The sequence below is a fragment of the Microbacterium sp. C5A9 genome, assembly GCF_022627955.1.
In the GTDB taxonomy this organism is placed as follows: domain Bacteria; phylum Actinomycetota; class Actinomycetes; order Actinomycetales; family Microbacteriaceae; genus Microbacterium.
On the sequence record NZ_JABXGD010000009.1, the window covers coordinates 89,047 to 114,735 of the forward strand.

Here is a 25,689-nt window from a genome sequence, read left to right on the forward strand (position 1 = left end):
CGGAGGTTAAGGTACCAATGACTCAAAGCTCGGGCATCGATGTCGCCGTCTCCACGGTGATCCTCACGCTGCGTCGCACCGCCGACGGCTCAGCGGTGCTCGCGCTGCCGCTCGTGCTGCGCACTCGCGAGCCGTTCGCCGACCAGTGGGCGCTGCCCGGCGGATGGCTCACCGCCGCCGAGTCGCCCGTCGACGCCGCGGCCAGGACCCTCGCCGAGACCACCGGTCTGACTCCGAGCTACCTCGAGCAGCTCTACGCCTTCGGAGCCGTCGACCGCTCCCCCACGCGCGTGGTGTCGATCGTGTACTGGGCGCTGCTGCGCCAGGACGACGTCGACGCGCAGAGCGCGGCGCACCGCGCCTCGGGCCGAGCACCCGAGAACGTTCGCTGGTTCGATCTCGACGAGCTGCCCCCGCTCGCCTTCGACCACGGCAAGATCGTCGACTACGCCCTGTGGCGACTGCGCAGCAAGGTCGGCTACAGCCGGGTCGCGCACGGATTCCTTCCCGCCGAGTTCACCCTCGCCGACCTCCGAGAAGCCTACGAGGCGATCCTCGGCAAGCATCTGGATCCGGCCAACTTCCGGCGCCAGGTCGAATCTGCGGGCAATCTGCTCCCCACCGATCAGTTCCGCACCGGCAGCCACCGCCCTGCCCGCCTCTACCGCTACAACACCGATGTCGAGCTGGCCGATCACGGTCCTCTCGGCCCCGAGGAAACGAGCACCCGATGAGCATCACCTTCGTTCCGAATCCGTCGATCCTGCCGCCCGACGCATCCGTCGACCACGCGATCCAGTCGATCGTGTCGGGCGCATCGACCGACGCGACCTGCACCACCGACCTCGCAGCGGGCCCCTGGGACTTCGACGCGCGTCCCGGATACGGCCCCGGCTCCTCGATGGGCGATGTCATCCCGACGGGCTCGCCCCGGCAGGGCGAACTCCCCGCGGCCTACCGCGAGGCGAGCGAGGACGAGCTCGACGCGCGCATCCGGGCCGCGAAGGCGACCCTGGGCGACCGCGCCGTGATCCTCGGGCACTTCTACCAGCGCGAGGAGGTCGTGCGCCACGCCGACTATGTCGGCGACTCGTTCCAGCTCGCCACGGCGGCGAAGGATCGGGCGGACGCCGAGGCGATCATCTTCTGCGGCGTGCACTTCATGGCGGAGACGGCCGACCTGCTCTCCGGCCCCGAGCAGGCCGTGATCCTGCCGAACCTCGCAGCCGGCTGCTCGATGGCCGACATGGCCGACATCGACCAGGTGGAGGACTGCTGGGAGCAGCTCGCCGAGGTGCTGGGCGATCTCGAGGCCCGGGATGCCGCGGGCCGGGTGCCGGTGATCCCCGTGACGTACATGAACTCCTCCGCCGCGATCAAGGGCTTCGTCGGCAGGCACGGCGGCATCGTCTGCACGTCGTCGAACGCGCAGACCGTGCTCGAGTGGGCCTTCGAACGAGGACAGCGAGTGCTGTTCTTCCCCGACCAGCACCTCGGACGCAACACGGCCAAGGCGATGGGTGTGCCGCTGGAGCAGATGCCGATGTGGAATCCCCGCAAGGCGCTCGGCGGCTCCACGGCATCCGACCTAGTCGACTCCCGCGTCATCCTGTGGCACGGGTTCTGCTCGGTGCACCGCCGCTTCACCGTCGCGCAGATCGATCAGGCGCGCGCCGAGCACCCGGGCGCGCGGGTGATCGTGCACCCCGAGTGCCCCATGGATGTGGTCGACGCCGCCGACGAGGCGGGCTCGACCGACTACATCCGCCGGGCGATCGCCGCGGCGACCGAACCCACGACCTTCGCGATCGGCACCGAGATCAACCTCGTGCGCCGCCTGGCCGCGCAGTTCCCGCAGCACGAGATCTTCTGCCTCGATCCCGTCGTCTGCCCCTGCTCGACGATGTACCGGATCCACCCGGGATACCTGGCCTGGGTGCTCGAGGAGCTCGTCGCGGGGCGCACGCCGAACCGCATCACGGTGACCCCCGATGTCGCGGATCCCGCCCGCGTCGCACTGGAGCGGATGCTCGCAGCCAGGCCCCCGGTGACGGCGGGCACGCGATGAACCTGATCGTCGTCGGCTCCGGCATCGCCGGGCTCTCCGCAGCGCTGCACGCCCACGAGCGGGGACATTCGGTGACCGTGGTGACCAAGGGATCGCTCGGCGACGGATGCACGGGATACGCGCAGGGCGGCGTCGCCGGTCTGTACGGTCCCGACGACTCTCCCGCGCTGCATGCGGCGGACACTCTGACCGCTGCGGCGGGTCTCGCGGATCCCGCGGCGGTCGAGATCCTCGTCGACGGCGCCGCCGAGCGGATCGCCGAGCTGATCGCGCGCGGAGTCGCCTTCGACCGTTCCGCCGACGGCTCCCTCCTCCGCGGCCGCGAGGCCGCGCACAGTCGCGCACGCATCGTGCACGCCGGGGGCGACGCGACGGGGGCCGCGATCGCGGGGACACTCGTCGCGGCCACTCGCGCGTCGGACGTCAGCGTCGTGGAGAACGCGTTCCTCCTCGATCTGGTCGTGACCGACGGCACCGCCCGCGGCGTCCGGCTGCTGATCGACGACGTCTCGACGGTCCTCGAGGCGGATGCCGTGGTGCTCGCGACCGGCGGCGCCGGTCATCTCTACTCCCACACCACCAATCCCGAGGGCACGACCGGTGACGGGATCGCCGCGGCGATCCGCGCCGGTGCCGCCGTCGCGGATCTCGAGTTCGTGCAGTTCCACCCGACGATCCTGGCGGCGGGTCCCGCGTTCCTCGTGTCCGAAGCCGTCCGCGGCGAGGGCGCGACGCTCATCGACGACGAGGGACGCCGCTTCACCCTCGAGAGCCACCCCGACGGAGAGCTCGCCCCGCGCGATGTCGTCGCCCGGGCCATCGCCCGCCGCGCCGCGGAGCAGGGCTCGCCGGTGCGACTCGACGCCACGATGCTCGGAGCCGAGACGCTTCGACGCCGTTTCCCGACGATCGATCGAGTCACACGCCAACGCGGTTTCGACTGGTCCACGACCCCGATCCCCGTCACTCCCGCGGCGCATTACCTCATGGGCGGCATCGTCACCGACACCGACGGGCGCACGACGATCCCCGGCCTCTTCGCCGTGGGCGAGACGGCGCGCACCGGCGTGCACGGGGCGAACCGGCTCGCCTCCAACTCGCTCCTCGAGGGCGCTGTCTTCGGAGCCCGTGCCGCTGCGGCGCTCGCGCTGCCCTGGCCCGCCGCATCCGACACGCGCCCGGTCGCGCCGCCCGCACCTGTCTCCGCTGCGCGCAACACGCATGCCGTGCCGTTCACCCGCGCCGCGCTGCAACGACTGATGTGGGACGAGGTCGGCCTCCTCCGCAGCGCCGAGGGCATCCGTCGCGCGTGCGACACGATCGCGGTCTGGGCGGCGCAGCCCCTCCCCCTGCAGAGCATCGCCGACCACGAGGACGCCAACCTCCTCACGCTCGCCGCCGCGACGGCGACCGCCGCGCTCGCACGCACCGAGTCCGTGGGATCGCACCATCTCGAATCCGCCATCGCCCCCGTCTTGGAGACCGTCTGATGCTCACCCCCGCCATCATCACCCGCGTCGTCGGCGCAGCACTCGAAGAGGACGCACCCTGGGGCGATCTCACCAGCTCCACCCTGCTGCCCGCCGATGCGACGGCGACAGCCGATCTCGTCGCACGCGAGCCCGGTGTGTTCAGCGGCGGCGAGGTCTTCACGGCGGCATTCGCCCTCACCGACCCGACCCTGCGGATCGACGTGCACGTCGGAGACGGCGACGAGTTCGTCGCAGGAGACGTCCTCGCCTCGGTGACGGGCACCGCACGCAGCATCCTGACCGCCGAGCGGATCGCGCTGAACTTCACCCAGCGGATGAGCGGGATCGCCACGGTCACGGCCGCATATGTGCACGCGGTCGCCTCGACGCACGCCAGGATCGCCGACACCCGCAAGACCACACCGGGTCTGCGCGCCGTCGAACGCCACGCCGTGGTCAGCGGGGGCGGGCACAACCACCGGTACTCGCTGTCCGACGCCGTGATGGCGAAGGACAACCACCTGGCGGTGCTGCAGCGCTCCGGAGCCGACCTGGCGACCGCCCTCCGCGAAGCCCTGTCCCGCCTGCCGCACACGACCCACGTGGTGGTCGAGGTCGACCGCCTCGATCAGATCGCAGACGTCCTCGCCGGCGGCGCGCACACCGTCCTGCTCGACAACTTCACACTCGACGAGCTCCGCGCCGGCGTCGCCGTGATCGCCGGTCGCGCCCAGGTCGAGGCCTCGGGCGGCGTGAGCCTCGAGACGGTCCGCGACATCGCCGCGACCGGCGTCGACGTGATCTCGGTCGGCGCCCTCACCCACTCGTCGCGGGCCCTGGATCTCGGCCTGGACGTCCGGATCGACTGAGCCATGATCTACCTCGACCATGCCGCGACGGCCCCGGTGCGCCGCGAGGTGCTGGAGGCGATGACGCCGTACCTCACGTCGGTGTTCGGCAATCCGTCGAGCCATCACACGGTCGGCGAGGCCGCGGCGAGCGCACTCGAGGACGCCCGTTCGCGCGTGGCACGGGTGCTCGGCATGCGCACCGGCGACATCGTGTTCACCGCAGGGGGCACCGAGGCGAACAACCTCGCGGTGAAGGGCATCGTCCTGGCCGCACTCGCCGAGGGACGCCGCCATCTCATCGTGTCGCCGATCGAGCACGAGTCGATCCTCGAGTCGGCCGAGTATCTGCGCCGCTTCCACGGCGTCGAGGTGTCGCACGTGCCCGTGGACCGGCGAGGGCGGATCACCCCGGACTCGCTGCACACCGTGATGCGCGACGACACGTCTCTCATCGCTCTCGGGCACGCCAACAACGAGATCGGCACGATCCAGGACCTCCCCGCCCTCACGGGCGTCGCGCGGAAGGCGGGTGTGCCGGTGCACATGGATGCCGTGCAGTCGGCGGGGTGGCTCGCACTGGCGGGATCAGGAGCCGATGCCATCGCGATCGCCGGGCACAAGCTCGGGGCACCCAAGGGCATCGGCGCCCTCGCTGTGCGCGGCCGCGTGCCGATGGAGCCGCTGCTGCACGGTGGCGGTCAGGAGCGCGGGCGCCGCTCCGGCACCGAGAACGTCGCGGGCGCCGTCGGGCTCGCGACCGCGCTCGAGCTCGCCGAGTCCGAGCGCGAGGCCGTCGCGGCCCGTGTGGGGGTCGCGACGCGACGGTTCATCGACGCCGTGTGCGCACTCGTACCCGGCGCCGAGCTCACGGGCGATCCGGTCGAGCGGCTGCCCGGTACGGCGTCTTTCACCCTCGGGGGCGTCAGCGGTGAGGCCGTGCTGCTGGAGCTGGAGCGTCGGGGTGTCGTCTCCTCGAGCGGCTCCGCCTGCGCTGCCGGCAGCGACGAGCCCTCGCACGTGCTGCTCGCCTGCGGCATCGATCCCGTCGTCGCTCAGACCGCCGTGCGCTTCACCTTCGGCCGCGAACCGCTGCCGGACGACGCGCCCGAACGCCTCGCGGCCCTCGTCGCCGACTCCGTCCGCAGCGTCGGCGACATGTGACGCAGGGCGCGTCCCGCGTCGACATCCCGGCCCTAGACTCGGCTCGTGACCGCTGCATCCCCCCTCGTGACCGTCATCGTTCCCGGACGCGACATCGCCGGGTTCGCACCGGACGCACTCGACTCGCTGCGCGCGCAGACCGAACGGCGCTGGCACGCGATCCTCGTCGACGACGGCTCCCGCGACGAGACGGGCGCGATCTTCCGTGCGGCGGCGGAGGACGACCCGCGGTTCCGGCACATCGCGCACGAGGCGTCGCGCGGACTCGGCGCGGCGCGCAACGTCGCGCTGGATCTCGTGGACACCCCGCTGGTCGGCTTCCTCGACGGCGACGACGAACTGACCCCCACCGCTCTCGAGAGGCTCACGAACACCCTCGCCGAGACGGGCAGCGACTTCGTCGCGGGCGCGTATGTGCGCACGCGGTTCGACGGCGAGCGCTATGTCCCGGGGCGCGTGCAGCCGTGGGTGTCCGCGGCCACAGACCCGGAGCGGCTCGCGACGACGATCCATGAGCATCCGCACGCCGGCTCCAACATCGTCGCCTGGTCGAAGATCAGCCGTCTCGAGCTCTGGGACGATCTGCGCTTCCCCGAAGGGGTCGCCTACGAGGACCAGATCGTCGCCCAGACCATGTACACGCGTGCTCGCGCCTTCGACGTGATCCCCGATGTGGTGGTGCGCTGGCGGCTGCGGGCCGACGGGACGTCGATCACGCAGGGCAAGGCGCAGCTCCCCGTGCTGCGCGACTACATCGGCGCGCTGCGCGGCGGCATCCGGATCCTGCACGCGGCGGGCGCTGCCGAGGCCGTGAGCGCCCGACTCGAACTGATCCTGGCGATGGATCTGCCCCCGCTCGTCGACATCGCCCGCACGCACCCCGATCCCGAGTACGCGGCACTCGTGTCGTCCTTCGTCGCCGAGCTGGAGGCTCTGCCCGAGTTCGATCGCGCACGACCCGACCCCCGCATCACGGCCGCGCTGGCCTGGTGAGAGACCGCCTCAGGAGCTTCATGAACGACCAGCACCTCCCCGACGACTACCTCGCCGGGCTCTTCTCCCTCGCCGGACGCACCGCCGTGATCACGGGCGGCAGCTCCGGCATCGGCCGGGGTATCGCCACCGCTCTCGCCCGGGCGGGCGCCTCGACCGTCATCGTGGCGCGGGGCGAATCGCGGATCGCCGAGACCGTGCACGAGCTGACGGATGCCGGATGCACCGCGGCCGGCATCGTCGGCGACCTCGGCACCCGCGCCGGCATCCATGCCGTGGCCGACGCGGTCGTCGCCCCCTTCGGCGAGCCCGACATCGTCGTGCACTCGGCAGGGATCAACATCCGCCCGCCGTTCGCCGAGATCACGGAGGCGGACTGGGATGCGACGATGACCGTGAACGCCCTCGCGCCGTTCCTGCTCGGGCAGAGGTTCGCCACCGGGATGGCGCAGCGTGGATACGGGCGACTGATCCACATCACCTCGCAGCAGGCGCACCGCGCCTTCGTCGGCAGCGGTGTCTACGGCGCCTCCAAGGGAGCCGTCGAGTCGCTCATGCGCTCCGAGGCCGAAGCGTGGGGCGGCACCGGGGTGACGAGCAACTCGCTCGTCCCCGGCTTCGTGCTGACGCCCCTGAACGCGCGCCTGCAGGAGGACCCTGCGCAGATCTCCGCGCTCGCCGCTCGCACGATGATCGGCAGGAACGGCCTCCCCTCCGACTTCGCGAGCGCTGCCGTGTTCCTCGCGGGTGCGGGATCGTCGTACGTCACGGGACAGTCGATCTTCATCGACGGCGGAATGTCGGTCCACTGACCGTCTGCGCCCTCGTACCCCGCCGTGCGTGATGCGTCGCGGTGACGGTCATGCCTCCGCGGGGTAGACGCGCGCATCGGGCCGCGACGCGTCCAGCAGGGGAACGGGCGCGGTGAGAGCCGCGACGGCATCAGCGCCCGCTGAGTCCTCGGGGGCGCGATCGGCGCGGCGGTGCGAGAGGGCGGCCGCGACTCCCCCGGTGACCGCGTCTTCGATCACGGCCTCGGTGTCGATCACCCGTGAGGCGGCGACCTGCTGCGCGGCGAGCTCGGCGTAGAGCCCCCCGTGCGCGAGAAGCTGCGCGTGCGTGCCCGACTCGACGATCTGCCCGGCCTCGAGGACGTGGATGGTGTCCGCGCCGATCACCGTCGAGAGACGATGCGCGATGGTCAGCGTGGTGCGCCCCTTGGCCGCCTCGTCGAGGGCTTCCTGCACGACTCGCTCCGAGACCGTGTCCAGAGCGGAGGTCGCCTCGTCGAGCAGCAGCACCGGCGGGTCCTTGAGCAGCACCCGCGCGATCGCGATGCGCTGCTTCTCGCCGCCCGAGAGCCGATATCCGCGTTCACCGACAACGGTGTCGTAGCCGTCCTCGAAGCCCGCGATGATGTGGTGGATGTTCGCCGCGGTGCACGCCGCGATCATCTCCTGTTCTGTGGCGCCGGGCTTGGCGTACAGCAGGTTCTCGCGGATCGTCGCGTGGAAGAGATAGGTCTCCTGCGACACGATCCCGACGTTGTCGATGATCGACTCCTGCGTGAGGGCGCGCACGTCCTCACCGGCGAACAGCACCGCACCGCCGCGCACCTCGTACAGACGTGGAGCGAGATAGAGCACGGTGGTCTTGCCGGCTCCCGAGGGACCGACGAACGCCACGTGCTGCCCCGGCTCGGCGACGAAGGAGACCCCGTGCAGAGTGGGGCGCGCGTCGGGTGCCGCGTCGGGATACCGGAAGACCACGTCGCGGAACTCGATGCGGCCGCGAGGCCCCGGCGCGGCCTCGACCGAGATGGCGTCCGGGGCGTCGCGGATCTCGGGAACCAGATCGAGGTACTCGAAGATCCGGGCGAACAGCGCGGACGAGGTCTGCAGGTCGAGTGACACGCGCATGAGGCCCATGAGCGGCTGGAGCAGCCGTGCCTGCACGGTCGTGAACGCCACGACGGTGCCGGCCGTGATCGCCCCGCTGCCACCCGCGATCAGGTATCCCGAGACGAGGTAGATGACGGCGGGAACGCTCGCCATGAGCACCTGCACGACGGCGAAGAACCCCTGTCCGCTCATGGCCCGTCGCACCTGCAGGGTCACCTGGTTGCGGTTCTCCGCCTGATAGCGCGCGGATTCGGTGCGCTGCCGATTGAACGCCTTCGACAGCAGCATCCCCGAGACGCTGAGCGTCTCCTGCGTGATCGAGGTGAGTTCGGAGAGCGACTCCTGGGTCTCGCCCGCGATGCGCGCCCGCACCTGGCCGACGCGGCGCTGCACGATGATGAGGAAGGGCATCAGCACCACGGCGATCAGGGTCAGCCGCCAGTCGATCAGGATCATCGCGACGAGCGAGGCGATGACGGTCACGACATTTCCCAGGATGCTGGTGACGGTGTTCGTCAGCACCCCGGAGACCCCGCCGACGTCGTTCTGGAGCCTCGACTGGATGACGCCGGTCTTCGTGCGGGTGAAGAACCCGAGCTCCATCGCCTGCAGATGCTCGAACAGCCGGACGCGGAGGTCACCCGTGACGCTGTTGCCGACGGTCGATGTGAACCAGGTCTGCGCCACCCCGAGCACGGCGGAGAGCAGGAAGAGGCCGACCATCGCCGAGACCAGCCAGATCAGCAGCTGGATCTGCGGGCCGCCCCCGGCGACGGGGAAGAGCGCATCGTCGAAGATGCGCTGCACGATGAGGGGCGGGATCACCGCGATGCCCGCGCCGAGCACGACGAGGACGCCGGTGATGACGATGCGCCACTTGTAGGGCCTGAACAGGGCGATCACTCTCGCTCCGAGACCGCTGATCCGAGGCGCGTCGGCATTCAGCCGCCGCTGCGTGTCCTCATCGACGCGGCGGAATCCGCCGTGCATCCCACCCATGCTCATCCCGTCAGCGTAGCCAGCACCGCCGACGCTGCGGTCCGATCCGGTGCAACTGGCTCCGCCGACAGCGGATTCACCCGAATCCGGAATGAAATGTCCGAACCTGTGGTTACGCTGAATGTTCCTCGCGCACTCGCGCGCTCCCTCCCTCTTCTTTCTGTGCCTAGGAGGCCGCATGTCTGCCGTCGACACCGGTTCGATCACCACGCCGCCCGCCACAGCTCCCGGCGAGATCCCCCGCAGCGACATGCGCGTGATCTGGCTGCTGCTGGTGGCGGCGTTCGTCGCGATCCTCAACGAGACCACGATGGGGATCGCGATCCCGCACCTCAACGCCGACCTCGGCATCCCGCCCGAGCTCGGGCAGTGGCTGACGAGCGCGTTCATGCTGACGATGGCCGTCGTGATCCCGACCACCGGGTTCATCCTGCAGCGCTTCACCACACGCCAGGTCTTCATCGCGGCGATGACCGCGTTCTCGATCGGCACGCTCGTGGCGATGGTCGCGCCCGGTTTCGAGGTCCTCCTCGCCGGCCGCGTGATCCAGGCTGCGGGCACCGGGATCATGATGCCGCTGCTCATGACCACGATCATGAACGTCGTCCCGCCGCAGTCGCGCGGTCGCATGATGGGCCGCGTCGGTCTCGTCATCTCGCTCGCTCCGGCGATCGGCCCGACGCTCGCCGGCGCCGTGCTCGAGACGCTCAACTGGCGAGCCCTGTTCGCCATCGTCCTGCCGATCGCCATCGTGTCGCTGCTCATGGGTGCGAAGTGGATGACGAACCTCGGTGAGACCCGCGCCGTTCCGCTCGACGTCGTCTCGATCCCCCTCGCGGCGCTCGGCTTCGGCGGCATCGTCTTCGGTCTGAGCCAGTTCGGCGGACACGGGGGCTCCGGCGAGGTCGTCGGCGTGTCGTCGCTCGTCGTCGGCGCCGTCGCGCTCGCGCTCTTCGTCTGGCGTCAGATCGTGCTGCAGCGCATCGACGACGCGCTCCTCGACCTGCGCGTCTTCCGCTCGGTCAACTTCACGTTCTCCGTCATCATCATGACGATCCTCGCCCTGTCGATGTTCGGCACGCTGACCCTGCTCCCCCAGTACCTCCAGAACGTCGCGGGGCTCAACGCGCTCCAGTCAGGGCTCATCCTGCTGCCCGGCTCGGTGCTGATGGGTCTGCTGGGTCCGATCATGGGTCGCGTCTACGACGCACGAGGCACGCGTCCGCTGTTGATACCGGGGACGATCCTCGTGTCGGCGGCGCTGTTCTACTACTCGACCGTGGGCGAGCACACCGTGTGGTGGGTGCTGATCATCGTCCAGGCGGTGATGTCGGTCGGTCTCGCGATGTCGTTCACTCCGCTGTTCTCCGCCTCGCTCGGCTCGCTGCAGCGCTCGCTCTACTCTCACGGATCCGCGGTGCTCAACACGCTCCAGCAGGTCGGTGGCGCCGCCGGCGTGGCCGTGCTCACCGTGACCTACTCGGCGATCCTCCACGCGGGAGAGGCCGAGGGTCTCGAGACTGCGGCGGCGGGTGCGCCGGGCGCACGCATGGCCTTCCTCATCGCTGCGATCATCTCGCTGGCTGCCGTCGCACTGAGTGCGTTCGTCCGCAAGCCGGCGGATGACGTCGCCGGAGGCACGCACGGCGGCCACTGATCGCCGGGCGGCGTCTGACCGCTACTGCGTCTGAGACGCGGGAATGTGGCAGACGCCGCCGCTGCAGTAACCGACGGCGGCGTCTTCGAGCAGGTTCAGAGCGTCCGGAAGCGGCTGGAGCACGACGGGTGCTTCCTGCTCGACGGAGTCCTGTGTCTTGGCCATCATTAGATGCTACGCCTGCTGCGCACGGATGGCGTCGAAATCCGACACGCCGATCGACAGCGAAACGACAGGCCCGCTCCCCTACGGTTGACGGGTGCTCACACGACTCCTCGCCCGACTGTATTGGACGTTCAGCCGCTGGACCCTCACCGCAGAGGGAACCCCCACACGCCCGACGATCCTGATCGGTGCGCCCCACACCTCGAACTGGGATTTCGTCCTCATGCTCGCCATCGCCTGGCGCCTCCGCATCGAGGTGCATTGGCTCGGCAAGAGCAGTCTGTTCCGCGGATGGCGGGGACCGATCATGCGGAGCCTGGGCGGTATCCCCGTCGATCGATCCGACCCCGCCCGTGTCGTGAACGATGTCGTGGCGCAGGTCCACTCCGGCGACGTCTTCGGTCTCGTGATCACTCCGGACGGCACCCGCGGCGGCAACGAGTACTGGAAGTCGGGGTTCTACCGCATCGCTCGCGAGACGGGCATGCCGGTCACGCTCGGATTCGTCGACCGCACCACGATGACGACGGGCCTCGGGCCGACGCTCGATCTCACGGGAGACGTCGCGGCCGACATGGATCGGATCCGTGCGTTCTACGCCGACAAGTCAGGGCTTCGTCCGGAGCGACGCACGGTGCCCCGTCTGCGCGAGGAGAAGGGCGCCGACGAGAGCTGACTCTCGTCGATCACTCGGTGCTCGCGGCGTCGACCTCCGCGCGCGCTGCGGAGCGCGCATAGTCGAGGTCCTCGTCCGACAGCGTCTCGGTCATGCCGACCACGGCTCCCGTGATCGTGCGGATCTCTTCGCGCACGCCCTCGCCGAGGTGCGGCGCGGTATCGCCGAGCACATCGACACGGGCCTCCAGCGACAGCTCGGACCACCACTCGCGAATCGGGGGCAGTGTCATCGCGATCTCCTTCTCGGGCACCGCACAAGTGTCTGGACAGCATCGGAGAGCGCCCGGGAGACTGGGCGGATGAGATCTGACGACCCCGCGACACCGTCTGCGGAGCACGACGACCGCCTCGACGGACGAGATGAGACGCGCAATGAGCGTGCCGACCGCAACTGGGAGGAGCTCCTGCAGGAGCTCCGCGTGATGCAGACCGGAACGCAGATCCTCACCGGATTCCTTCTCGCTGTGGCCTTCACCCCGCGATTCGAGGACATGGACGAGTTCCAGCGGGACGTGTACGTCGTCCTCGTCGCGCTCGCGGCACTCGCCACGATCCTCGCGCTCGCTCCTGTCGGCATGCATCGAGCGCTGTTCGGCAGCAGCCGCAAGCCGGAGCTGGTCCTGGTGGCCGCACGGATCGTGAAGATCGATCTCGTGGCCATCTCCGCACTCACGATCGGCGTCACGACTCTGATCATCGACTTCACCGTCGATCGCGCCGCGGGGCTCATCGCGCTCGTGTCCTCCCTGGTGGGGGTCCTTCTTCTCTGGCTCGTGCTCCCTCGGCTGGTGCGTCGGGAGGCAGACCGGCGGCGGGAGGTCGACCGCGGCTGACCTCCCCCCGCGCGTCGGGCGTCAGCGACCCGCCGGGCTCCGGTTCTCGGCGCTGACCATCCAGGCGAACTGCTCGAGGCTCTCGATGACGGCGTGCAGGATGTCGGCGGAGGTCGGGTCCTCGTCGTCGACGGCGTCGTGCACCTCGCGGATGGTACCGACGACCCCGTCCAGGCGCGCGGTGATCAGGTCGATCGTGTCGGTCGTCGACACCTCGCCCGCGGGGAAGGCCGGAAGCGATGTCGTCTCGACGATCGTGTCCGTGCGGCCGTCGGGCACAGCGTGAAGGGCGCGCATCCGCTCGGCGACCGTGTCGCTGAAGGTGCGTGCGGCGTCGATGATCTCGTCGAGCTGGCGATGCGTGTCGCGGAAGTTGCGGCCGACGACGTTCCAGTGCGCCTGCTTGCCCTGGAGCGAGAGCTCGATGAGATCGACGAGCACGATCTGGAGATTCGCCGCCAGCGTCGCGGATGCGGTGAAGCCCTTCTCGGCGTTCTGCCGCCTGGTCGTCTTGGCTCCGCGCTTCGACGCGCCCGCGGTCTTCGACTTCGTGTTCTCAGCCATGGCTGTCCTCCTCGTGTTCGACTTGCGACCGTACGCCCGCGGGCAGCGGAGACCGAGGGGGTTGACAGTGCAGGGCCCCACGCCCGATCGTTGCGCAGGTGATGACCACAGACAGCATGAACGCACACCGCGAGAGCACGAACGATCCCCGAGACCGCACCGCATCCGCCGACGACACCGAGTCCGACGTGGTGATCGCGAGGATCACAGAAGCGGATGCCGGTGAGGTGCTCACCCTGCAGCGCGCGGCGTTCGTCTCGGAGGCCCAGATCTACGGCTCCGCCGATATGCCCCCGCTCACGCAGACGCTCACCGAGGTCGAGGCCGAGCTGCGCGCGGGCGACGGGTTGACCGCGCGGCTGCGGGGGCGGCTCGTGGGGGCGATCCGGTATGTCGAGGACGACGGGGTGCTGCTGATCGGCCGCATCGCCATCGCTCCCGACATGCAGGGCGAGGGCATCGGCCGCCACCTTCTCGAGGCGGCCGAGCGGTCGTCGTCGGCAGAGGTCGCCGAGCTGTTCACCGGCAGCCTGAGCGAGGCGAACATCCGCCTGTACGAGGCCTGCGGCTACCGGGAGGCGGAGCGAGTGCCTCAGGGAGACGGCACCGATCAGGTGTTCCTGAGAAAACCTCTGCATCAGGTGGGAGACCCCTCCGAACCGGGCGCGTCGGGTTGAAACGCATCCGCGGGTGAGGAATCGTGGCCCGGACACGCCGCACCCGCGTCGTGACCGCAACCGGAAGGAGAGTCTCGTGCTCACCCTCACCGATAACGCCACCGCAATCGTGAACACCCTCGTCAGCCGTCAGACCGACGCCACCGACGCAGGGCTCCGCATCCACTCCACACCCGCACCAGGACCCGACGGAGGCGCGCGCCTCGCCGTCCTGGTCACCCCCGACCCCGAACCCGCCGACCAGGTGGTGGAGGTCTCGGGGACGCGTCTCTTCCTCGATGAGACGGCTGCCGCCGCGCTCGACGACAAGGTTCTGGATGCCGGCGTGGACGACGAAGGCTCGGTGTCCTTCGCCGTGCTCCCGAAGGTCGCCTGACGAAGACTTCCCGGATGCCGCGGCTCGTTCGAGCCGCGGCATCCGTGCGTCCGGGGCGTCTCCGCATCCGGCTCGCGTAGGTTAGAACCAGAGCCGCGATCGTCGTGGCCCGAGAAGGACCGTTCACGCGCATGAAGTTGGCACTGCTCCGTCGCTACGTCGTCCTCGCCGAGACGCTGCACTTCCCCCGAGCCGCGAAGGAGCTGGGTATCCCCCTCGCTTCGCTGTACACCTCCCTCGACAAGCTGGAAGCCGAAGTCGGCCACACCCTGATCAACCGTGAGGGAACCCCGAGACTGACGAGCGTCGGCACGCTGTTCCTCGACGAGGCCCGGGCCACGGTGGCTGCTGCTCCTCCGCCCGCGGCGAAGACCGTGGCACCGGCCGGAGGCAAGGCGAAGGCGTCGAAAGGCAAGGGGCGGGCTCCCGTCGTGAAGGGGCAGCCGAAGCCGTACAAGAAGCGTCAGGGTCGCTGACCCTCAGCGCTCGACGACGGTCAGAGCTCGGCGACCTGCCCGTCCACGACGCTCCATCGACGATTCGTCTCCACGGCGTCGAGCATCCGGCGATCGTGCGTGACGAGAAGAAGCGTCCCGGTGTACGACTCCAGCGCCTGCTCCAACTGCTCGATCGCGGGCAGGTCCAGGTGGTTCGTGGGTTCATCGAGCACCAGCAGGTTGACCCCTCGAGCCTGCAGCAGCGCCAGCGCAGCCCGGGTGCGCTCGCCCGGCGAGAGCTCATCGACGGGTCGCGTCACGTGGTCGGCTCTGAGGCCGAACTTCGCGAGCAGGGTGCGCACCTCGGCCGAGGCCATCTCGGGGACCAGTGCCTCGAAGGCGTCGGCGAGAGCGGCCTCGCCGACCAGGAGCGAACGGGCCTGGTCGATCTCACCGATCTGCACGCTGCTGCCGAGCGCTGATGTGCCGTCGACGGGCTGCTGTCGGCCGAGAAGCCCTCGAAGCAGAGTCGACTTCCCGGCGCCGTTCGGCCCCGTGATGCCGATCCGATCCCCCGCGTCGACCTGGAGGGACACCGGCCCCATGCTGAACGAGCCCTGCCGGAACGTCGCGGCGTTCAGCGTCGAGACGACGCTGCTCGAGCGTGGCGCCGAGCCGATCGTGAACTCGAGCTGCCACTCCTTGCGGGGTTCCTCGACCTCGTCGAGACGAGCGATGCGACTCTCCATCTGGCGGACCTTCTGCGCCTGCTTCTCGCTCGACTCCATCGACGCCTTGCGCTTGATCTTGTCGTTGTCCGGCGCCTTCTTCATCGCGTTGCGCACGCCCTGGCTCGACCACTCGCGCTGAGTCCGCGCACGCGCGACGAGGTCGGCCTTCTTCTCGGCGAACTCGTCGTACTTCTCGCGCAGGTGACGCCGCACGACGGCCCGCTCCTCGATGTACGCGTCGTAGCCGCCGCCGTACAGCCGATGCGAGTTCTGGGCGAGGTCGAGCTCGAGAACGCGCGTGACGCTGCGCGCCAGGAACTCTCGATCATGGCTGACGAGAACGACGCCGCCGCGGAGCCCCCGCACGAAGGATTCCAATCGATCGAGCCCGTCGAGGTCGAGATCATTGGTCGGCTCGTCGAGGAAGACGATGTCGAAGCGCGAGAGCAGCAGCGCGGCGAGTCCGACGCGGGCGGCCTGGCCACCGGACAGTCCGACCATGAGTGCATCCGCCGCGACCCCGCCGCCACTCGGCAGGCCGAGATCGTCCAGCACCGCGGGAATGCGCTCGTCGAGGTCGGCCGCACCGCTCGCGAGCCAGCGATCGAGTGCGACCGAGTAGGTGTCGGCCGGGTCCGTGCCCGCGGGCGCGAGGGAAGGATCGCCGAGCGCGGCCGCCGCGGCATCCATCTCCCGGGTCGCTTCCGCACATCCTGTGCGGCGCGCGATGTACTCGGCGACCGTCTCGCCCTCGACGCGCTCGTGCTCCTGCGGCAGCCAGCCGACGAAGGCGTCGGTCGGGGCCAGCGAGACCGATCCCTCCGCGGGCGCGAGCACACCCGCGAGGATCCGCAGCAGGGTGGACTTGCCCGCTCCGTTCGCGCCGACGACGCCGATGACATCGCCGGGTGCGACCGTCAGGTCGAGGCCTTCGAAAAGGATGCGGTGACCGTAGCCACCTGCCAGGTTCTGGGCGACGAGCGTTGCGGTCATCAGACAATCCTCTCAGCCCCGCGACGTCGCCCGCACCCATGACCACGGTTCGCACACGCTCCGCGCGGCTCGCCGGCGTGTCACGATCGCCGACCGATAGCGTCGGGGGCATGCATCGACGCCATGCTCCACTCCTTGTGGTTCTCGCCACCACCGCTGCGCTGCTGTCTGCCTGCGCCCCTGAGCCCGCTCCCGGCGCGTCGACCCCCGTTCCGAGTCGGTCGGAGACGGCGAGCGCCACGCCCACTCCAGCGTCCGAGCCGCACCTCGTGGTCACGATCGACGGGCTCGAGCTGGTCGACGGCGAGAGACGCGAATCGGTGGATTTCGAGGATGGGGCTGCTGTTCTGGCGCTGTTGGAGACCGCGACGGGCGAGGCGCCCACGATGGCTGAGTTCGAGGATCCGCCAGGGTACGAGACCGATCTCGTCCGCTACGAATGGGACGGCATCAGCGTCGTGACCGAGGAGGGCGGCGAGGGTGCGTCCTCCCACATCGCCGTCGACGCAGTGACTGCGGGCGGTGTTCCGATCTCCTCGCAGGAGGGCCTGACGATCGGATCGACCCGCGATGAGGTCGTCGCCGCGCAGGGATGGGATGTCTGGGACGAGGACGGTGACGGCGTCGCCGAGTACCTCGGCGTGGGTGAGCAGGAGGTTCCCGGCACGACCTCGCTGAGCCGCCCCGGAGAGACCGGCATCCGATACGTGATGTTCTCGCTCGCCGATGATGTCGTGACGACGATCAACGCCCCGGCCAACGACTTCAGCGATCTCTGAGCCGGGCCATCACCTCAGCCGCCATCGGAGAAAGACGCGGGCCTGCCTCAGAGCTCGACCGTGTCGTGCGTGGCGACCGCGAACCTCTGCCCCGGGTACCGCAGTCCCGCGAAGTACATGTTCGTGTGCGCGACGATCTGCTCGCCCGAGATCGCCACTCCGTCCCACTCGGTGTCGACCGTCGTGTGCGCATCGCTCACGAGCGTGACGTCGTATCCCTCGGCAGCCGCGCGCTGCATGGTGGTGCGCACGCAGAAGTCCGACTGCGCGCCGGTGATCACGAGACGCGTCGCGCCGAGATCGTCGAGCGTCTGTCGCAGCGTCGTGTCCGCGAACGAGTCCCGGTAGCTCTTGCGCACCAGGGCTTCGCCCTCGGCTCGACGCAGCGGTTCCGCGAGCTCCCACGCGGGAGTGCCCACACCGACCGGATCGTGATGCACCCAGACGACGGGGACCCCGGCAGCGCGAGCGCGATCGACGAGTGCCGCGGCGCGCACGAGCACGCCCTCCTCGTCGTAGCATCCCGGAGTCACCCCGGCCTGCAGGTCGATCGCGAGGACGACAGTGCGCTCCGGCGACGCCACCGGCGTCAGTCCCAGTCCAGGTATTCCTCGATGATCACGCCGGTCTCGATCGGGTGATGCATCGGGAAGAGGTGATCGCCGGCGATGGTCTTGATGCTCGATCGGTCGGGGATGGTCGCGTGCAGCGCCTCGGCGTTCGCGGCCGGGGTGTCGGTGTCTTCCGTCCCCTGCACGATCAGCACCGGGATCGCCGGGGCGACCGCGATGTCGACGTCTTCAACGCCCAGCAGCAGCAGACCGTTCGCACGATCGGCATGCGCGGCGACCAGGGCCCGGGCGACGGTTCCGCCGAAGCCGTGTCCGCCGACCCAGGTGTCGTCGATGCCGACGTGGTCGATCACGGCGACGACGTCCTCGACGCGCTCGTCGAGCGTCGCCTCATCGGCGCGGTGGCCGATGCGCAGCACATGGAAGCCCGCCTCCTCGGCGAGGTAGTGGGCCGCGACACCCAGCACGTCGGCCGCGAGCCCCTGCTCCTGGATCAGCACCAGCTTGACCGGTCCGTCGCCCTCATCCACGAAGGGGATGGCGCGGCCTTCGGGCTCGAAGATCTGGGTCTCGGTCATGGGCGTGGTTCTCCTCGTGCCGTCGCGGTGGTGGAGAGGCGGGATCTGCTCAGGAGCTGAGCACGTCGACCGCCTCGGCATCCAGCGTATCCCGCCGCCCCTCCATTCGCGCCGCGGGCGCGGGCTGACCTCCGATGCCCTGTTCGGCGAGCGATCGTGCCGACGCGTGGAGCGACCTCACGAAGCGAGCCGGATCAGCCCCGCCTTCGTCGATCGAAATCCGCACGTACCCAGATAGAACGCCGCGAGGTCCGGCTCGAAGTCGACGTGCAGCCATTCACAGCCGAGCGACCGGGCTGTCGCGACTGCGACCTCGATCAGACGTCGTCCGATCCCTTCGCCCTGGCGCGCAGGCAGCACTGTCGTGTCGATGACGAAGGCGTGCACACCACCGTCGCCGACCACGTTGACGAATCCGATCAGACCGGATTCGTCTTCGGCAGTCACCCAACAGAGGCTGTACCTCGTCAGACGCGCGGTCCAGGGCACGACTGCCGTCGAGTCGGAACCGAACGCGCGATGATGGAGCTCTGACAGTGCCTGATCGTCGATCTTTGGCGAGACCCGATACTCAACCACCATTACGCCGTGATCCCGCGCGTGCCATGATGCCGAGCTCCTCGATGACGTCCTCCTCGGTCCGCCATCGGCCCGGGGCAGCTTTGCGACCCGCGGGAAACCTGCACGCGCGCGGCTGTCATCCGGAATGCGCGCTGTGATCCCCGAGGTCGGGTTTCGCCCGCAGCGCGTCGGCGATCTCCTCTTCCGGACGCGGCGCGATGGTCTCGTCGAGTTCGAGTTCCGGCACTGACGGCTCGTCCGGCGCGGGTATGTGCTCGTGGTGGTCGGACATGGCGGATTCCTTTCGGTCGGCGACACGCACAGCGTACGCGGCTATATCTGCCGTTTCAGCCCGACGTGGGCGGTCTGGTATCCGAGTCGCGCATAGAAGGCGCGAGTCCGCTCCCGTGCCTCGTCGGTGGTGACCTGAGCCAGCCGCGCCCCGCGTGCACGACCGAACTCGTGCGCCCACTCCAGCATCGCCGCGCCCAGGCCCTGAGAGCGTTCGCCTGGCGCGACCCGCAGTCCCTCGATCTGCAGTCGAGTCGAACCACCGCGGGAGAGGCCCGGGATCACGGTGAGCTGCATGGTGGCGACGATGCGGTCGGCACTGTCGCGGACGACCCCCAGATAGTGGGATCCGTCTCGAGCGACCGCGCGGAAGGCCGCCTCATATCGCTCGAGTTCGACGCTCTCACGGTCCGCGCCGAACGGATCGTCGAACAGCAGCGCCGCGATGGCCCCGATGTCATCGCGGTTCGCACGCTCGAGCCGGAAGGTCCGCCCTGCAACCTGCAGTCGTCCACGCACCGAGGACCGCGCATCCGCCTGCAGCCTGGCGACGAGCAGGTCGAGCCATGAGCCGACGTTGGCCCGGGCCTCAGCCGTGTCGGGATAACGGCATCTGAGGTGCAGACCGGACTCGTCGAGGATGAACCACAGCATGACGCCGTCGGTGTCGGTCGCCGCGCTGACGTACTGGGCGTCGAGCCCGACCGAGTCGATCCGCACGGGCAGCCGGCGCAGGTCCAGCCAGGAGATCGCGAACATCCCGGGAGCCACGGGCATGCCGCCCCACGGAGCCAGTACGTCTGCGAGCGGCCAGGCACCGAGTTGCACCGCCTCCTTCACGGCCGCCGCCGCTGCCTGCGGTTCGGCGAGGTCCGACTCGAGGACCGAGTTCGTGATGAACCAGCCGACCGAGTCATGCCAGTTGTCCTCGAAGCGGCTGTGCACGGGGAACACGGCTCGCAGCGGGGCATCCGCACGCTCCCGGGTCACCGCGGTCATGGCGACCACCGCGCGTGCGAGCGTCGAGACGCCGTCGTCACGCGCTTGCGCAGCGAACGCCGCGGCGTCGTCGACATCGAACACATCGCGCACCTCCACGCGCTCGCGATGCGGTTCGGGCGCGCCGAGAGACAGAGGGAACTGCGGCATCACACCACCGCTGCCCTCGATGATGTCGTCCCATCGCTGACGCACGTGGTCGGGTGCGGCATCCCGGTCCAGCAGCGCCTGGGTGTGTTCGACGAAGGCCGGCGCAGGACCCCTCACCGGTGCCGCGCCTCCCCTCCCCGTGTCGAGCGCGGACAGCAGGTCGCGCGCGATCACCAGCATCGACCACATGTCGACGTGCGCGTGATCTGCTGCGATCACGACGGTGAGCCCCGCGGCGGTCTCCAACACGCACAGCCGGTGCGAAGGGCGCCTGTAGGGCGAACAGGCCTCGTCGAGGATGTCCCGCAACGCGTCGTTGACCGCCTGACCGGGGGCCACCTCATGCTCGACCCAGCTTCCGGGGCCGATCTCGATCTCGTGGAGCACCGGATCGCCCTCAGCACCGGGTGCGAAGGCGGTTCTCAGCGTGCCGTGACGGGCGATGACGGCCAACCAGGCCTCGGCGATCGACTCACGACGCGTCGGTGCGGGCAGCCGGAACGAGAGCGCCATCCACGAGCCGGGCCTGTCGCCGGCCCCGACATGGAGTCGCTGATCGAACGACACGGGCAGGCGACGTCCGAGTGCAGACGCGCTCACGTCGTACCCCCAGAGCCGTCCGAACGGGAGGCGGAGGTGCGTGACGTTGGTCAGTCGCATGGGTAGCACCATATCGTCCGGATAATCTGGTGCTCGACACGACTGCCCGAGCAGAGTCGATCCGTCATCGATCGAGGAGCCTGATGCCCACATTCGAGGTGCCCGGAGCCGAGCTGGCCGTCGCCCTGAGCGATGAAGGCGGGCACCCGGTCGTCCAGCTGCACGGGCTCACGTCGAGCCGGGCCCGAGATCGGGTGCTGAATCTCGACCTCGGTCGAGGACTCAGCGGGACTCGACTGCTCCGCTACGACGCCCGCGGCCATGGCCGGTCGACCGGACGGAAGGTGCCTGAGGACTATCGCTGGGACAACCTCGCCGACGATCTTCTGCGAGTGCTCGACCACTGGTTCCCCGGCGAACGCGTCCACGGAGTCGGCCCCTCCATGGGCGCCGCGACACTCCTGCATGCGGCGTCGATCGAACCGGCCCGTTTCAGCGGACTCACGCTCATGGTGCCGCCCACGGCGTGGGAGAGCAGATCGGCCCAGGCTGCGATCTACCGAGCCGCGGCTGCGCTCATCGAATCCGACGGAGTGGACGCGTTCCTCTCGGCCGCCCGTGGATCGACGCCGCCGCCGGCCACCGTCGGCGCGCCGGAGACCCGGCCCGACGTCGCCGACGCTCTCCTGCCGTCGCTGTTCCGCGGCGCAGGACTCAGCGACCTGCCCGCCCCGGAGTCCGTCGCGCGAATCGATGTGCCGACGACGATCCTGGCGTGGGTGGACGATCCAGGCCACCCCCTGTCGACCGCGGAATCACTCGCCGCACTGCTCCCGAACACGACGCTGACGGTCGCCCGCACGCCGGAGGATGTCGACGCGTGGCCTGAGGTCTTGCGTCGGGACGTCGAGCGTCGCGGCGACATCGGCTGCCGATCGCGCAGTGATATCTTCATGCCGTGAGGCCAGAGTTCGGGGATGCCGCAGACGCGACCTTCGTCGTGACCATCGTCGTGGACATGCCGATCACCAAGCTCCATGCGCTGGACGTCATCGCTTTCGTGGCGGACAGTGCCATCCGAGACGCACGCACCGCGTCTCCTCGGGTACCGCTATCGCCCGACGCCTGGGCAGAGGTGCAGATACCACGCTTTGCCGATCCGCCGCCGATCGCCATCGATGTCTGCTCTGACGCAAGCATCGACGTCGCGCGCGCCGCCGCCGACCGCCTTGAGGAGGCATTGGTGCAGGTCGGCTGGACCGTGCGTGCTCGACGCAGCGACGAGATCTGATTCGCGACGCGCGGCTTCGTACGGGCCGCCCCGATCTCCTCGGCTCCCGCGCAGGACCCCGCCTCAGTTGTTGAAGCGGAACTCCACTACGTCGCCGTCCTGCATGACGTAGTCCTTGCCCTCGAGGCGGGCCTTGCCCTTGGCGCGGGCTTCGACGACCGAGCCGGTCTCGACGAGGTCGTCGAACGAGACGATCTCGGCCTTGATGAAGCCCTTCTCGAAATCGGTGTGGATCACACCGGCGGCCTGCGGGGCCTTGGATCCCTTGGGGATCGTCCAGGCGCGAGCCTCTTTCGGGCCGGCCGTGAGGTAGGTCTGCAGGCCGAGGGTGTCGAACCCGATGCGGGCGAGCTGGTCGAGACCCGACTCGTCCTGACCGGTCGAGGCCAGAAGCTCGGCGGCGTCTTCGGGGTCGAGGTCGATCAGCTCGGACTCGATCTTCGCGTCGAGGAAGATCGCCTTGGCCGGGGCGACCAGGGCGGCGAGTTCCGCCTTGCGAGCGTCATCGGTGAGCACACCCTCGTCGACGTTGAAGACGAAGATCACCGGCTTGGCCGTCAGCAGACCCAGTTCGCGGATCGGCGTCAGGTCGATGCCCGCCACCGACAGCAGCACGCCGCGCTCCAGCGCATCCTTCGCCGCCTGCGCGGTCTCGAGCACGACCGGCTCGATCTTCTTGCCGCGGACTTCCTTCTCGTAGCGCGAGATCGCCCTGTCGACCGTCTCGAGGTCGGCGAGCATCAGCTCGGCGTTGATGGTCTCCATGTCGGATGCCGGGTTCACCGCACCGTCGACGTGCACGACGTCGTCGTCCGCGAAACCGCGCACGACCTGCGCGATGGCGTCGGCCTCGCGGATGTTCGCGAGGAACTTGTTGCCGAGCCCCTCGCCTTCACTGGCACCGCGCACGATGCCGGCGATGTCGACGAACGACACGGCGGCTGGCAGGATGCGCTCGCTGCCGAAGATCTCGGCGAGCTTGTCGAGACGCGGGTCGGGCAGATTCACCACCCCGACGTTGGGCTCGATGGTCGCGAACGGGTAGTTCGCCGCGAGCACGTCGTTCTTGGTCAGAGCGTTGAAGAGGGTGGACTTGCCGACATTGGGCAGGCCGACGATACCGATAGTGAGAGCCACGGGGGTCGAGTCTACCGGGCGCGGCTGTCGCTCCCCTGCGTGACGAGCGCGAGGACATCGCGCAGCGAGCGGCATTCGTGATGCGGCACGTCGTCGCGAGGCGCGACGCTCGCATCCCGGTTGACCCAGACCGCGCGCATTCCGACGCTCGCGGCTCCGACGACATCGGCCGAGAAGCTGTCCCCCACGTGCGCCGCCTGCGCCGCACGGATGCCGAGTCGATCGAGCGCGTGACGGAAGATCTCCGCCTCCGGCTTGACCACGCCGATGTCGCCCGAGGCGATCACGACGTCGAACCGATCGTCGATCCCCGCCGCCGCGAGCTTGGCACGCTGCGACCGGGCGGGGCCGTTCGTGATGAGCCCCAGAGCCACCTGATCCGAGCGCAGGGCATCGAGGACCTCCAGCGACTCGTCGAACAGCGTGAAGGTGGCCCGCTCCTCGCGCAGATGTATCTCTACCGCCTCGTCCACGAGGGTCGGGTCGTCCTGCCCGAAGCGCTCGAGAGTGCGCTGCCAGATGTCCCGCGGCAGCGCGTCGCCGGAGAGCTCTCCGCGCATCCACCGCTCCCCCTGGTCGGCCCAGCAGTCCCGCCAGGCCGAGGTGTTGGCCGTCAGGATGCCGTCGGCCGACAGCCCGTGCCGTTCGGCGAGCGCGACGGCGGTGCGGCGCACGGCCTCAGCCGCCCCCTCGCGCACGAGCGTGCCGTCGAGATCGAAGAAGACGGCCGCCAGGGGCTCACTCATCGCGCACGGCACGGAAGGCATGCGTGACGTAGGGCAGATCGATGGTGCCGTCGACGAGGCCGATCTCGTCGAAGAGCGCATCCATCCCTCGGACGATCGCCGCGCGTTCGTCGGCCGGGGCCGTGATCAGATAGCTGCGCGAGAGCGCCATCTGGTGCAGCTGCGTCCTCGTCATCGGCCGGCTCCACTCCCAGCGTCGCGTCTCGACGCGGGTGAAGGGCGCCGCGATGCGGGGTCCTTCGGAACCGGGACCGTTCACCATGTTCTCCGCCGGACTGCTGTGCATGATGTCGGTCAGCCGCCGTACCCAGTCCGACCGCTCGTCGCGGATGTTCCAGATCAGTCCCAGCACTCCGCCGGGTCGGACGACACGACCCAGTTCACGCGATGCGGCGACCGGCTCCACCCAATGCCACGCCTGGCCGAGAACGGCTGCGTCGACGCTCGCGTCGGGCAGCGGCATGCGCTCTGCGGATCCCTGGAAGGTCGGGATCCCCGGCACGCTCCGCCGGAGTGCGTCGAGCATCTCGGGATCGGGATCGACGGCGACGACCTGCGCGCCCGGAGCGTGCGCGAGAACGCCGGTGAGCTTGCCGGTGCCGGCGCCGACGTCGACGATCCGGCGGGAGCCCTCCGGCATCGGATCCAGCATCCACGCGACGGCGTCGAACGGGTAGTCGGGCCGTCCGGCCTCGTAGTTCGCGGCCTCTGCGCCGAACGATGTCGCCCTGTCCACACTCATATGGCCAGCCTACGGCGCGTCCTCCTCACGCGGCCGAAGCCTCAGGGGGAGAGTGGAGAGGTGCCCCTGGACTTCACCGCTATCGACTTCGAGACGGCGAACTCCAGCCCCGCCTCGGCGTGCTCCGTCGGACTGGTGCGAGTGCGCGACGGTCAGGTCGTCGCGACCGCCGGGTGGCTGATCCGACCGCCCGCAGGGCACGACGAGTTCCAGGAGTGGAACACGCGCATCCACGGCATCCGCGCGCAGGACGTGCTCACCGCCGCGTCCTGGGCGGACCAGTTCGACGGCCTCTGCGCGTTCGCCGGAGCAGACGTGCTCGTCGCCCACAACGCGGGCTTCGATCTGAACGTCCTCCGGCGGGCATCCGAGGCCACCGGCGGCGACTGCCCTCCCTATCGGTCTCTGTGCAGCCTGCAGGTGGCACGGAAGACCTACGACCTCGAGTCGTACCGCCTCCCGAAGGCGGCCGAGGCCGCGGGATTCACCGGCTTCTCGCATCACGATGCGCTCGCTGACGCCCTCGCCTGCGCGCACATCGTCATCGATGCCGCACGTCGGGTCGGCGCGGCCGACGTGTTCGAGCTCGCCGGCGCCCTGAACATCAGGGTGACCGAGCCCGTGATCGCGACGCCGGAGCGCGCGGTCGCCTGAGCGCGCGTCCGACGGATGTCCGTGGCCCCGGGC

General features: G+C 69.5%; 30 protein-coding genes. 17 read left to right on the forward strand and 13 right to left on the reverse strand.

Going from position 1 to position 25,689, the window contains the following annotated elements:
- Positions 1-17: 17 nt before the first annotated feature.
- Genes HWD99_RS16610 through HWD99_RS16640 form a run of 7 tightly spaced genes read left to right on the forward strand, consistent with a single transcriptional unit; the run spans position 18 to position 7,357 of the window.
- A complete protein-coding gene (locus tag HWD99_RS16610) occupies positions 18-734 on the forward strand; it encodes an NUDIX domain-containing protein (RefSeq protein ID WP_241797295.1) in 717 nt (238 codons plus the stop codon).
- Positions 731-2,068: a quinolinate synthase NadA gene (nadA, locus tag HWD99_RS16615; RefSeq protein ID WP_241797296.1), complete on the forward strand. Its 1,338-nt coding sequence runs from the start codon at positions 731-733 to the stop codon at positions 2,066-2,068. The genes HWD99_RS16610 and nadA overlap by 4 nt, the downstream gene beginning before the upstream one ends.
- Positions 2,065-3,558: an L-aspartate oxidase gene (gene nadB, locus HWD99_RS16620; protein WP_241797297.1), complete on the forward strand. Its 1,494-nt coding sequence runs from the start codon at positions 2,065-2,067 to the stop codon at positions 3,556-3,558. Before nadA ends, nadB begins: the two co-directional genes overlap by 4 nt.
- Positions 3,558-4,409 carry a carboxylating nicotinate-nucleotide diphosphorylase gene (gene nadC, locus HWD99_RS16625; protein ID WP_241797298.1) on the forward strand — a complete coding sequence of 284 codons (852 nt, stop codon included), beginning with the start codon at positions 3,558-3,560 and terminating at the stop codon, positions 4,407-4,409. Before nadB ends, nadC begins: the two co-directional genes overlap by 1 nt.
- Positions 4,410-4,412: 3 nt before the next feature.
- Positions 4,413-5,552: a cysteine desulfurase family protein gene (locus HWD99_RS16630; protein WP_241797299.1), complete on the forward strand. Its 1,140-nt coding sequence runs from the start codon at positions 4,413-4,415 to the stop codon at positions 5,550-5,552.
- A gap of 45 nt (positions 5,553-5,597) precedes the next feature.
- A complete protein-coding gene (locus tag HWD99_RS16635) occupies positions 5,598-6,545 on the forward strand; it encodes a glycosyltransferase family 2 protein (protein ID WP_241797300.1) in 948 nt (315 codons plus the stop codon).
- 20 nt (positions 6,546-6,565) lie between these two features.
- Positions 6,566-7,357, forward strand: a complete 792-nt coding sequence (locus tag HWD99_RS16640; protein ID WP_241797301.1) for an SDR family NAD(P)-dependent oxidoreductase — start codon at positions 6,566-6,568, stop codon at positions 7,355-7,357.
- Positions 7,358-7,405: 48 nt separating this feature from the next.
- On the opposite strand, the gene HWD99_RS16645 is transcribed toward HWD99_RS16640, so the two are convergent.
- Positions 7,406-9,451 carry an ABC transporter ATP-binding protein gene (locus tag HWD99_RS16645; RefSeq protein WP_241797302.1) on the reverse strand — a complete coding sequence of 682 codons (2,046 nt, stop codon included), beginning with the start codon at positions 9,449-9,451 and terminating at the stop codon, positions 7,406-7,408.
- A gap of 172 nt (positions 9,452-9,623) precedes the next feature.
- Between HWD99_RS16645 and HWD99_RS16650 the strand changes: the two genes are divergently transcribed.
- The gene (locus tag HWD99_RS16650; protein ID WP_241797303.1) at positions 9,624-11,102 is read left to right on the forward strand and encodes an MDR family MFS transporter; all 1,479 of its coding nucleotides are present in this window, start codon (positions 9,624-9,626) and stop codon (positions 11,100-11,102) included.
- A gap of 21 nt (positions 11,103-11,123) precedes the next feature.
- Here the strand turns inward: HWD99_RS16650 and HWD99_RS16655 are convergent, their stop codons facing one another.
- Positions 11,124-11,267 (reverse strand): hypothetical protein, encoded by a 144-nt coding sequence (locus HWD99_RS16655; RefSeq protein WP_241797304.1) that lies wholly within the window; start codon positions 11,265-11,267, stop codon positions 11,124-11,126.
- 94 nt (positions 11,268-11,361) lie between these two features.
- Between HWD99_RS16655 and HWD99_RS16660 the strand changes: the two genes are divergently transcribed.
- The gene (locus HWD99_RS16660) at positions 11,362-11,943 is read left to right on the forward strand and encodes a 1-acyl-sn-glycerol-3-phosphate acyltransferase (RefSeq protein WP_241797305.1); all 582 of its coding nucleotides are present in this window, start codon (positions 11,362-11,364) and stop codon (positions 11,941-11,943) included.
- A gap of 10 nt (positions 11,944-11,953) precedes the next feature.
- On the opposite strand, the gene HWD99_RS16665 is transcribed toward HWD99_RS16660, so the two are convergent.
- A complete protein-coding gene (locus tag HWD99_RS16665; RefSeq protein ID WP_241797306.1) occupies positions 11,954-12,175 on the reverse strand; it encodes a hypothetical protein in 222 nt (73 codons plus the stop codon).
- A gap of 69 nt (positions 12,176-12,244) precedes the next feature.
- On the opposite strand from HWD99_RS16665, the gene HWD99_RS16670 reads away from it, so the two are divergent.
- A complete protein-coding gene (locus HWD99_RS16670) occupies positions 12,245-12,778 on the forward strand; it encodes a DUF6328 family protein (protein ID WP_241797307.1) in 534 nt (177 codons plus the stop codon).
- Between the two features lie 21 nt (positions 12,779-12,799).
- Here HWD99_RS16670 and HWD99_RS16675 read toward each other — a convergent pair whose 3' ends face one another.
- Complete coding sequence (locus HWD99_RS16675; protein WP_241797308.1) at positions 12,800-13,342, reverse strand: Dps family protein; 543 nt, start codon at positions 13,340-13,342, stop codon at positions 12,800-12,802.
- A 101-nt stretch (positions 13,343-13,443) separates the two neighbouring features.
- On the opposite strand from HWD99_RS16675, the gene HWD99_RS16680 reads away from it, so the two are divergent.
- The 3 genes from HWD99_RS16680 (at position 13,444) to HWD99_RS16690 (ending at position 14,871) form a co-directional block, all read left to right on the forward strand.
- Positions 13,444-14,019 (forward strand): GNAT family N-acetyltransferase, encoded by a 576-nt coding sequence (locus HWD99_RS16680; protein WP_241797309.1) that lies wholly within the window; start codon positions 13,444-13,446, stop codon positions 14,017-14,019.
- A 76-nt stretch (positions 14,020-14,095) separates the two neighbouring features.
- On the forward strand, positions 14,096-14,395 hold the full coding sequence (locus HWD99_RS16685) for a Fe-S cluster assembly protein HesB (protein ID WP_201469276.1): 300 nt from the start codon (positions 14,096-14,098) through the stop codon (positions 14,393-14,395).
- A gap of 131 nt (positions 14,396-14,526) precedes the next feature.
- Positions 14,527-14,871 carry a LysR family transcriptional regulator gene (locus tag HWD99_RS16690; protein WP_241797310.1) on the forward strand — a complete coding sequence of 115 codons (345 nt, stop codon included), beginning with the start codon at positions 14,527-14,529 and terminating at the stop codon, positions 14,869-14,871.
- 20 nt (positions 14,872-14,891) lie between these two features.
- On the opposite strand, the gene HWD99_RS16695 is transcribed toward HWD99_RS16690, so the two are convergent.
- A complete protein-coding gene (locus tag HWD99_RS16695; RefSeq protein ID WP_241797311.1) occupies positions 14,892-16,556 on the reverse strand; it encodes an ABC-F family ATP-binding cassette domain-containing protein in 1,665 nt (554 codons plus the stop codon).
- A 110-nt stretch (positions 16,557-16,666) separates the two neighbouring features.
- Here HWD99_RS16695 and HWD99_RS16700 point away from each other — a divergent pair, with 110 nt between their 5' ends.
- A complete protein-coding gene (locus HWD99_RS16700; protein WP_241797312.1) occupies positions 16,667-17,335 on the forward strand; it encodes a hypothetical protein in 669 nt (222 codons plus the stop codon).
- A gap of 47 nt (positions 17,336-17,382) precedes the next feature.
- Here HWD99_RS16700 and HWD99_RS16705 read toward each other — a convergent pair whose 3' ends face one another.
- The 5 genes from HWD99_RS16705 to HWD99_RS16725 form a co-directional block, all read right to left on the reverse strand.
- The gene (locus HWD99_RS16705) at positions 17,383-17,919 is read right to left on the reverse strand and encodes an isochorismatase family protein (protein WP_241797313.1); all 537 of its coding nucleotides are present in this window, start codon (positions 17,917-17,919) and stop codon (positions 17,383-17,385) included.
- Between the two features lie 5 nt (positions 17,920-17,924).
- Positions 17,925-18,485, reverse strand: coding sequence for an alpha/beta fold hydrolase (locus HWD99_RS16710; protein ID WP_241797314.1), 561 nt, complete (start codon positions 18,483-18,485; stop codon positions 17,925-17,927).
- A 177-nt stretch (positions 18,486-18,662) separates the two neighbouring features.
- Positions 18,663-19,067, reverse strand: coding sequence for a GNAT family N-acetyltransferase (locus tag HWD99_RS16715; protein ID WP_241797315.1), 405 nt, complete (start codon positions 19,065-19,067; stop codon positions 18,663-18,665).
- A gap of 115 nt (positions 19,068-19,182) precedes the next feature.
- Positions 19,183-19,338 (reverse strand): hypothetical protein, encoded by a 156-nt coding sequence (locus HWD99_RS16720; protein WP_241797316.1) that lies wholly within the window; start codon positions 19,336-19,338, stop codon positions 19,183-19,185.
- A gap of 41 nt (positions 19,339-19,379) precedes the next feature.
- Positions 19,380-21,146, reverse strand: a complete 1,767-nt coding sequence (locus HWD99_RS16725; RefSeq protein WP_241797317.1) for a GNAT family N-acetyltransferase — start codon at positions 21,144-21,146, stop codon at positions 19,380-19,382.
- Positions 21,147-21,229: 83 nt separating this feature from the next.
- On the opposite strand from HWD99_RS16725, the gene HWD99_RS16730 reads away from it, so the two are divergent.
- Both HWD99_RS16730 and HWD99_RS16735 read left to right on the forward strand, forming a co-directional pair.
- On the forward strand, positions 21,230-22,048 hold the full coding sequence (locus HWD99_RS16730) for an alpha/beta fold hydrolase (RefSeq protein ID WP_241797318.1): 819 nt from the start codon (positions 21,230-21,232) through the stop codon (positions 22,046-22,048).
- Positions 22,045-22,377 carry a hypothetical protein gene (locus HWD99_RS16735; protein WP_241797319.1) on the forward strand — a complete coding sequence of 111 codons (333 nt, stop codon included), beginning with the start codon at positions 22,045-22,047 and terminating at the stop codon, positions 22,375-22,377. Before HWD99_RS16730 ends, HWD99_RS16735 begins: the two co-directional genes overlap by 4 nt.
- A gap of 63 nt (positions 22,378-22,440) precedes the next feature.
- Here HWD99_RS16735 and ychF read toward each other — a convergent pair whose 3' ends face one another.
- The 3 genes from ychF to HWD99_RS16750 are packed head-to-tail and all read right to left on the reverse strand — an operon-like array spanning position 22,441 to position 25,002.
- Positions 22,441-23,514 carry a redox-regulated ATPase YchF gene (ychF, locus tag HWD99_RS16740; RefSeq protein ID WP_241797320.1) on the reverse strand — a complete coding sequence of 358 codons (1,074 nt, stop codon included), beginning with the start codon at positions 23,512-23,514 and terminating at the stop codon, positions 22,441-22,443.
- Between the two features lie 11 nt (positions 23,515-23,525).
- Positions 23,526-24,260 carry an HAD family hydrolase gene (locus HWD99_RS16745; RefSeq protein ID WP_241797321.1) on the reverse strand — a complete coding sequence of 245 codons (735 nt, stop codon included), beginning with the start codon at positions 24,258-24,260 and terminating at the stop codon, positions 23,526-23,528.
- Positions 24,253-25,002, reverse strand: coding sequence for a class I SAM-dependent methyltransferase (locus tag HWD99_RS16750; protein ID WP_241797322.1), 750 nt, complete (start codon positions 25,000-25,002; stop codon positions 24,253-24,255). The genes HWD99_RS16745 and HWD99_RS16750 overlap by 8 nt, the downstream gene beginning before the upstream one ends.
- Before the next feature lie 60 nt (positions 25,003-25,062).
- On the opposite strand from HWD99_RS16750, the gene HWD99_RS16755 reads away from it, so the two are divergent.
- The gene (locus HWD99_RS16755; protein WP_241797323.1) at positions 25,063-25,656 is read left to right on the forward strand and encodes an exonuclease domain-containing protein; all 594 of its coding nucleotides are present in this window, start codon (positions 25,063-25,065) and stop codon (positions 25,654-25,656) included.
- Positions 25,657-25,689: the final 33 nt, after the last annotated feature.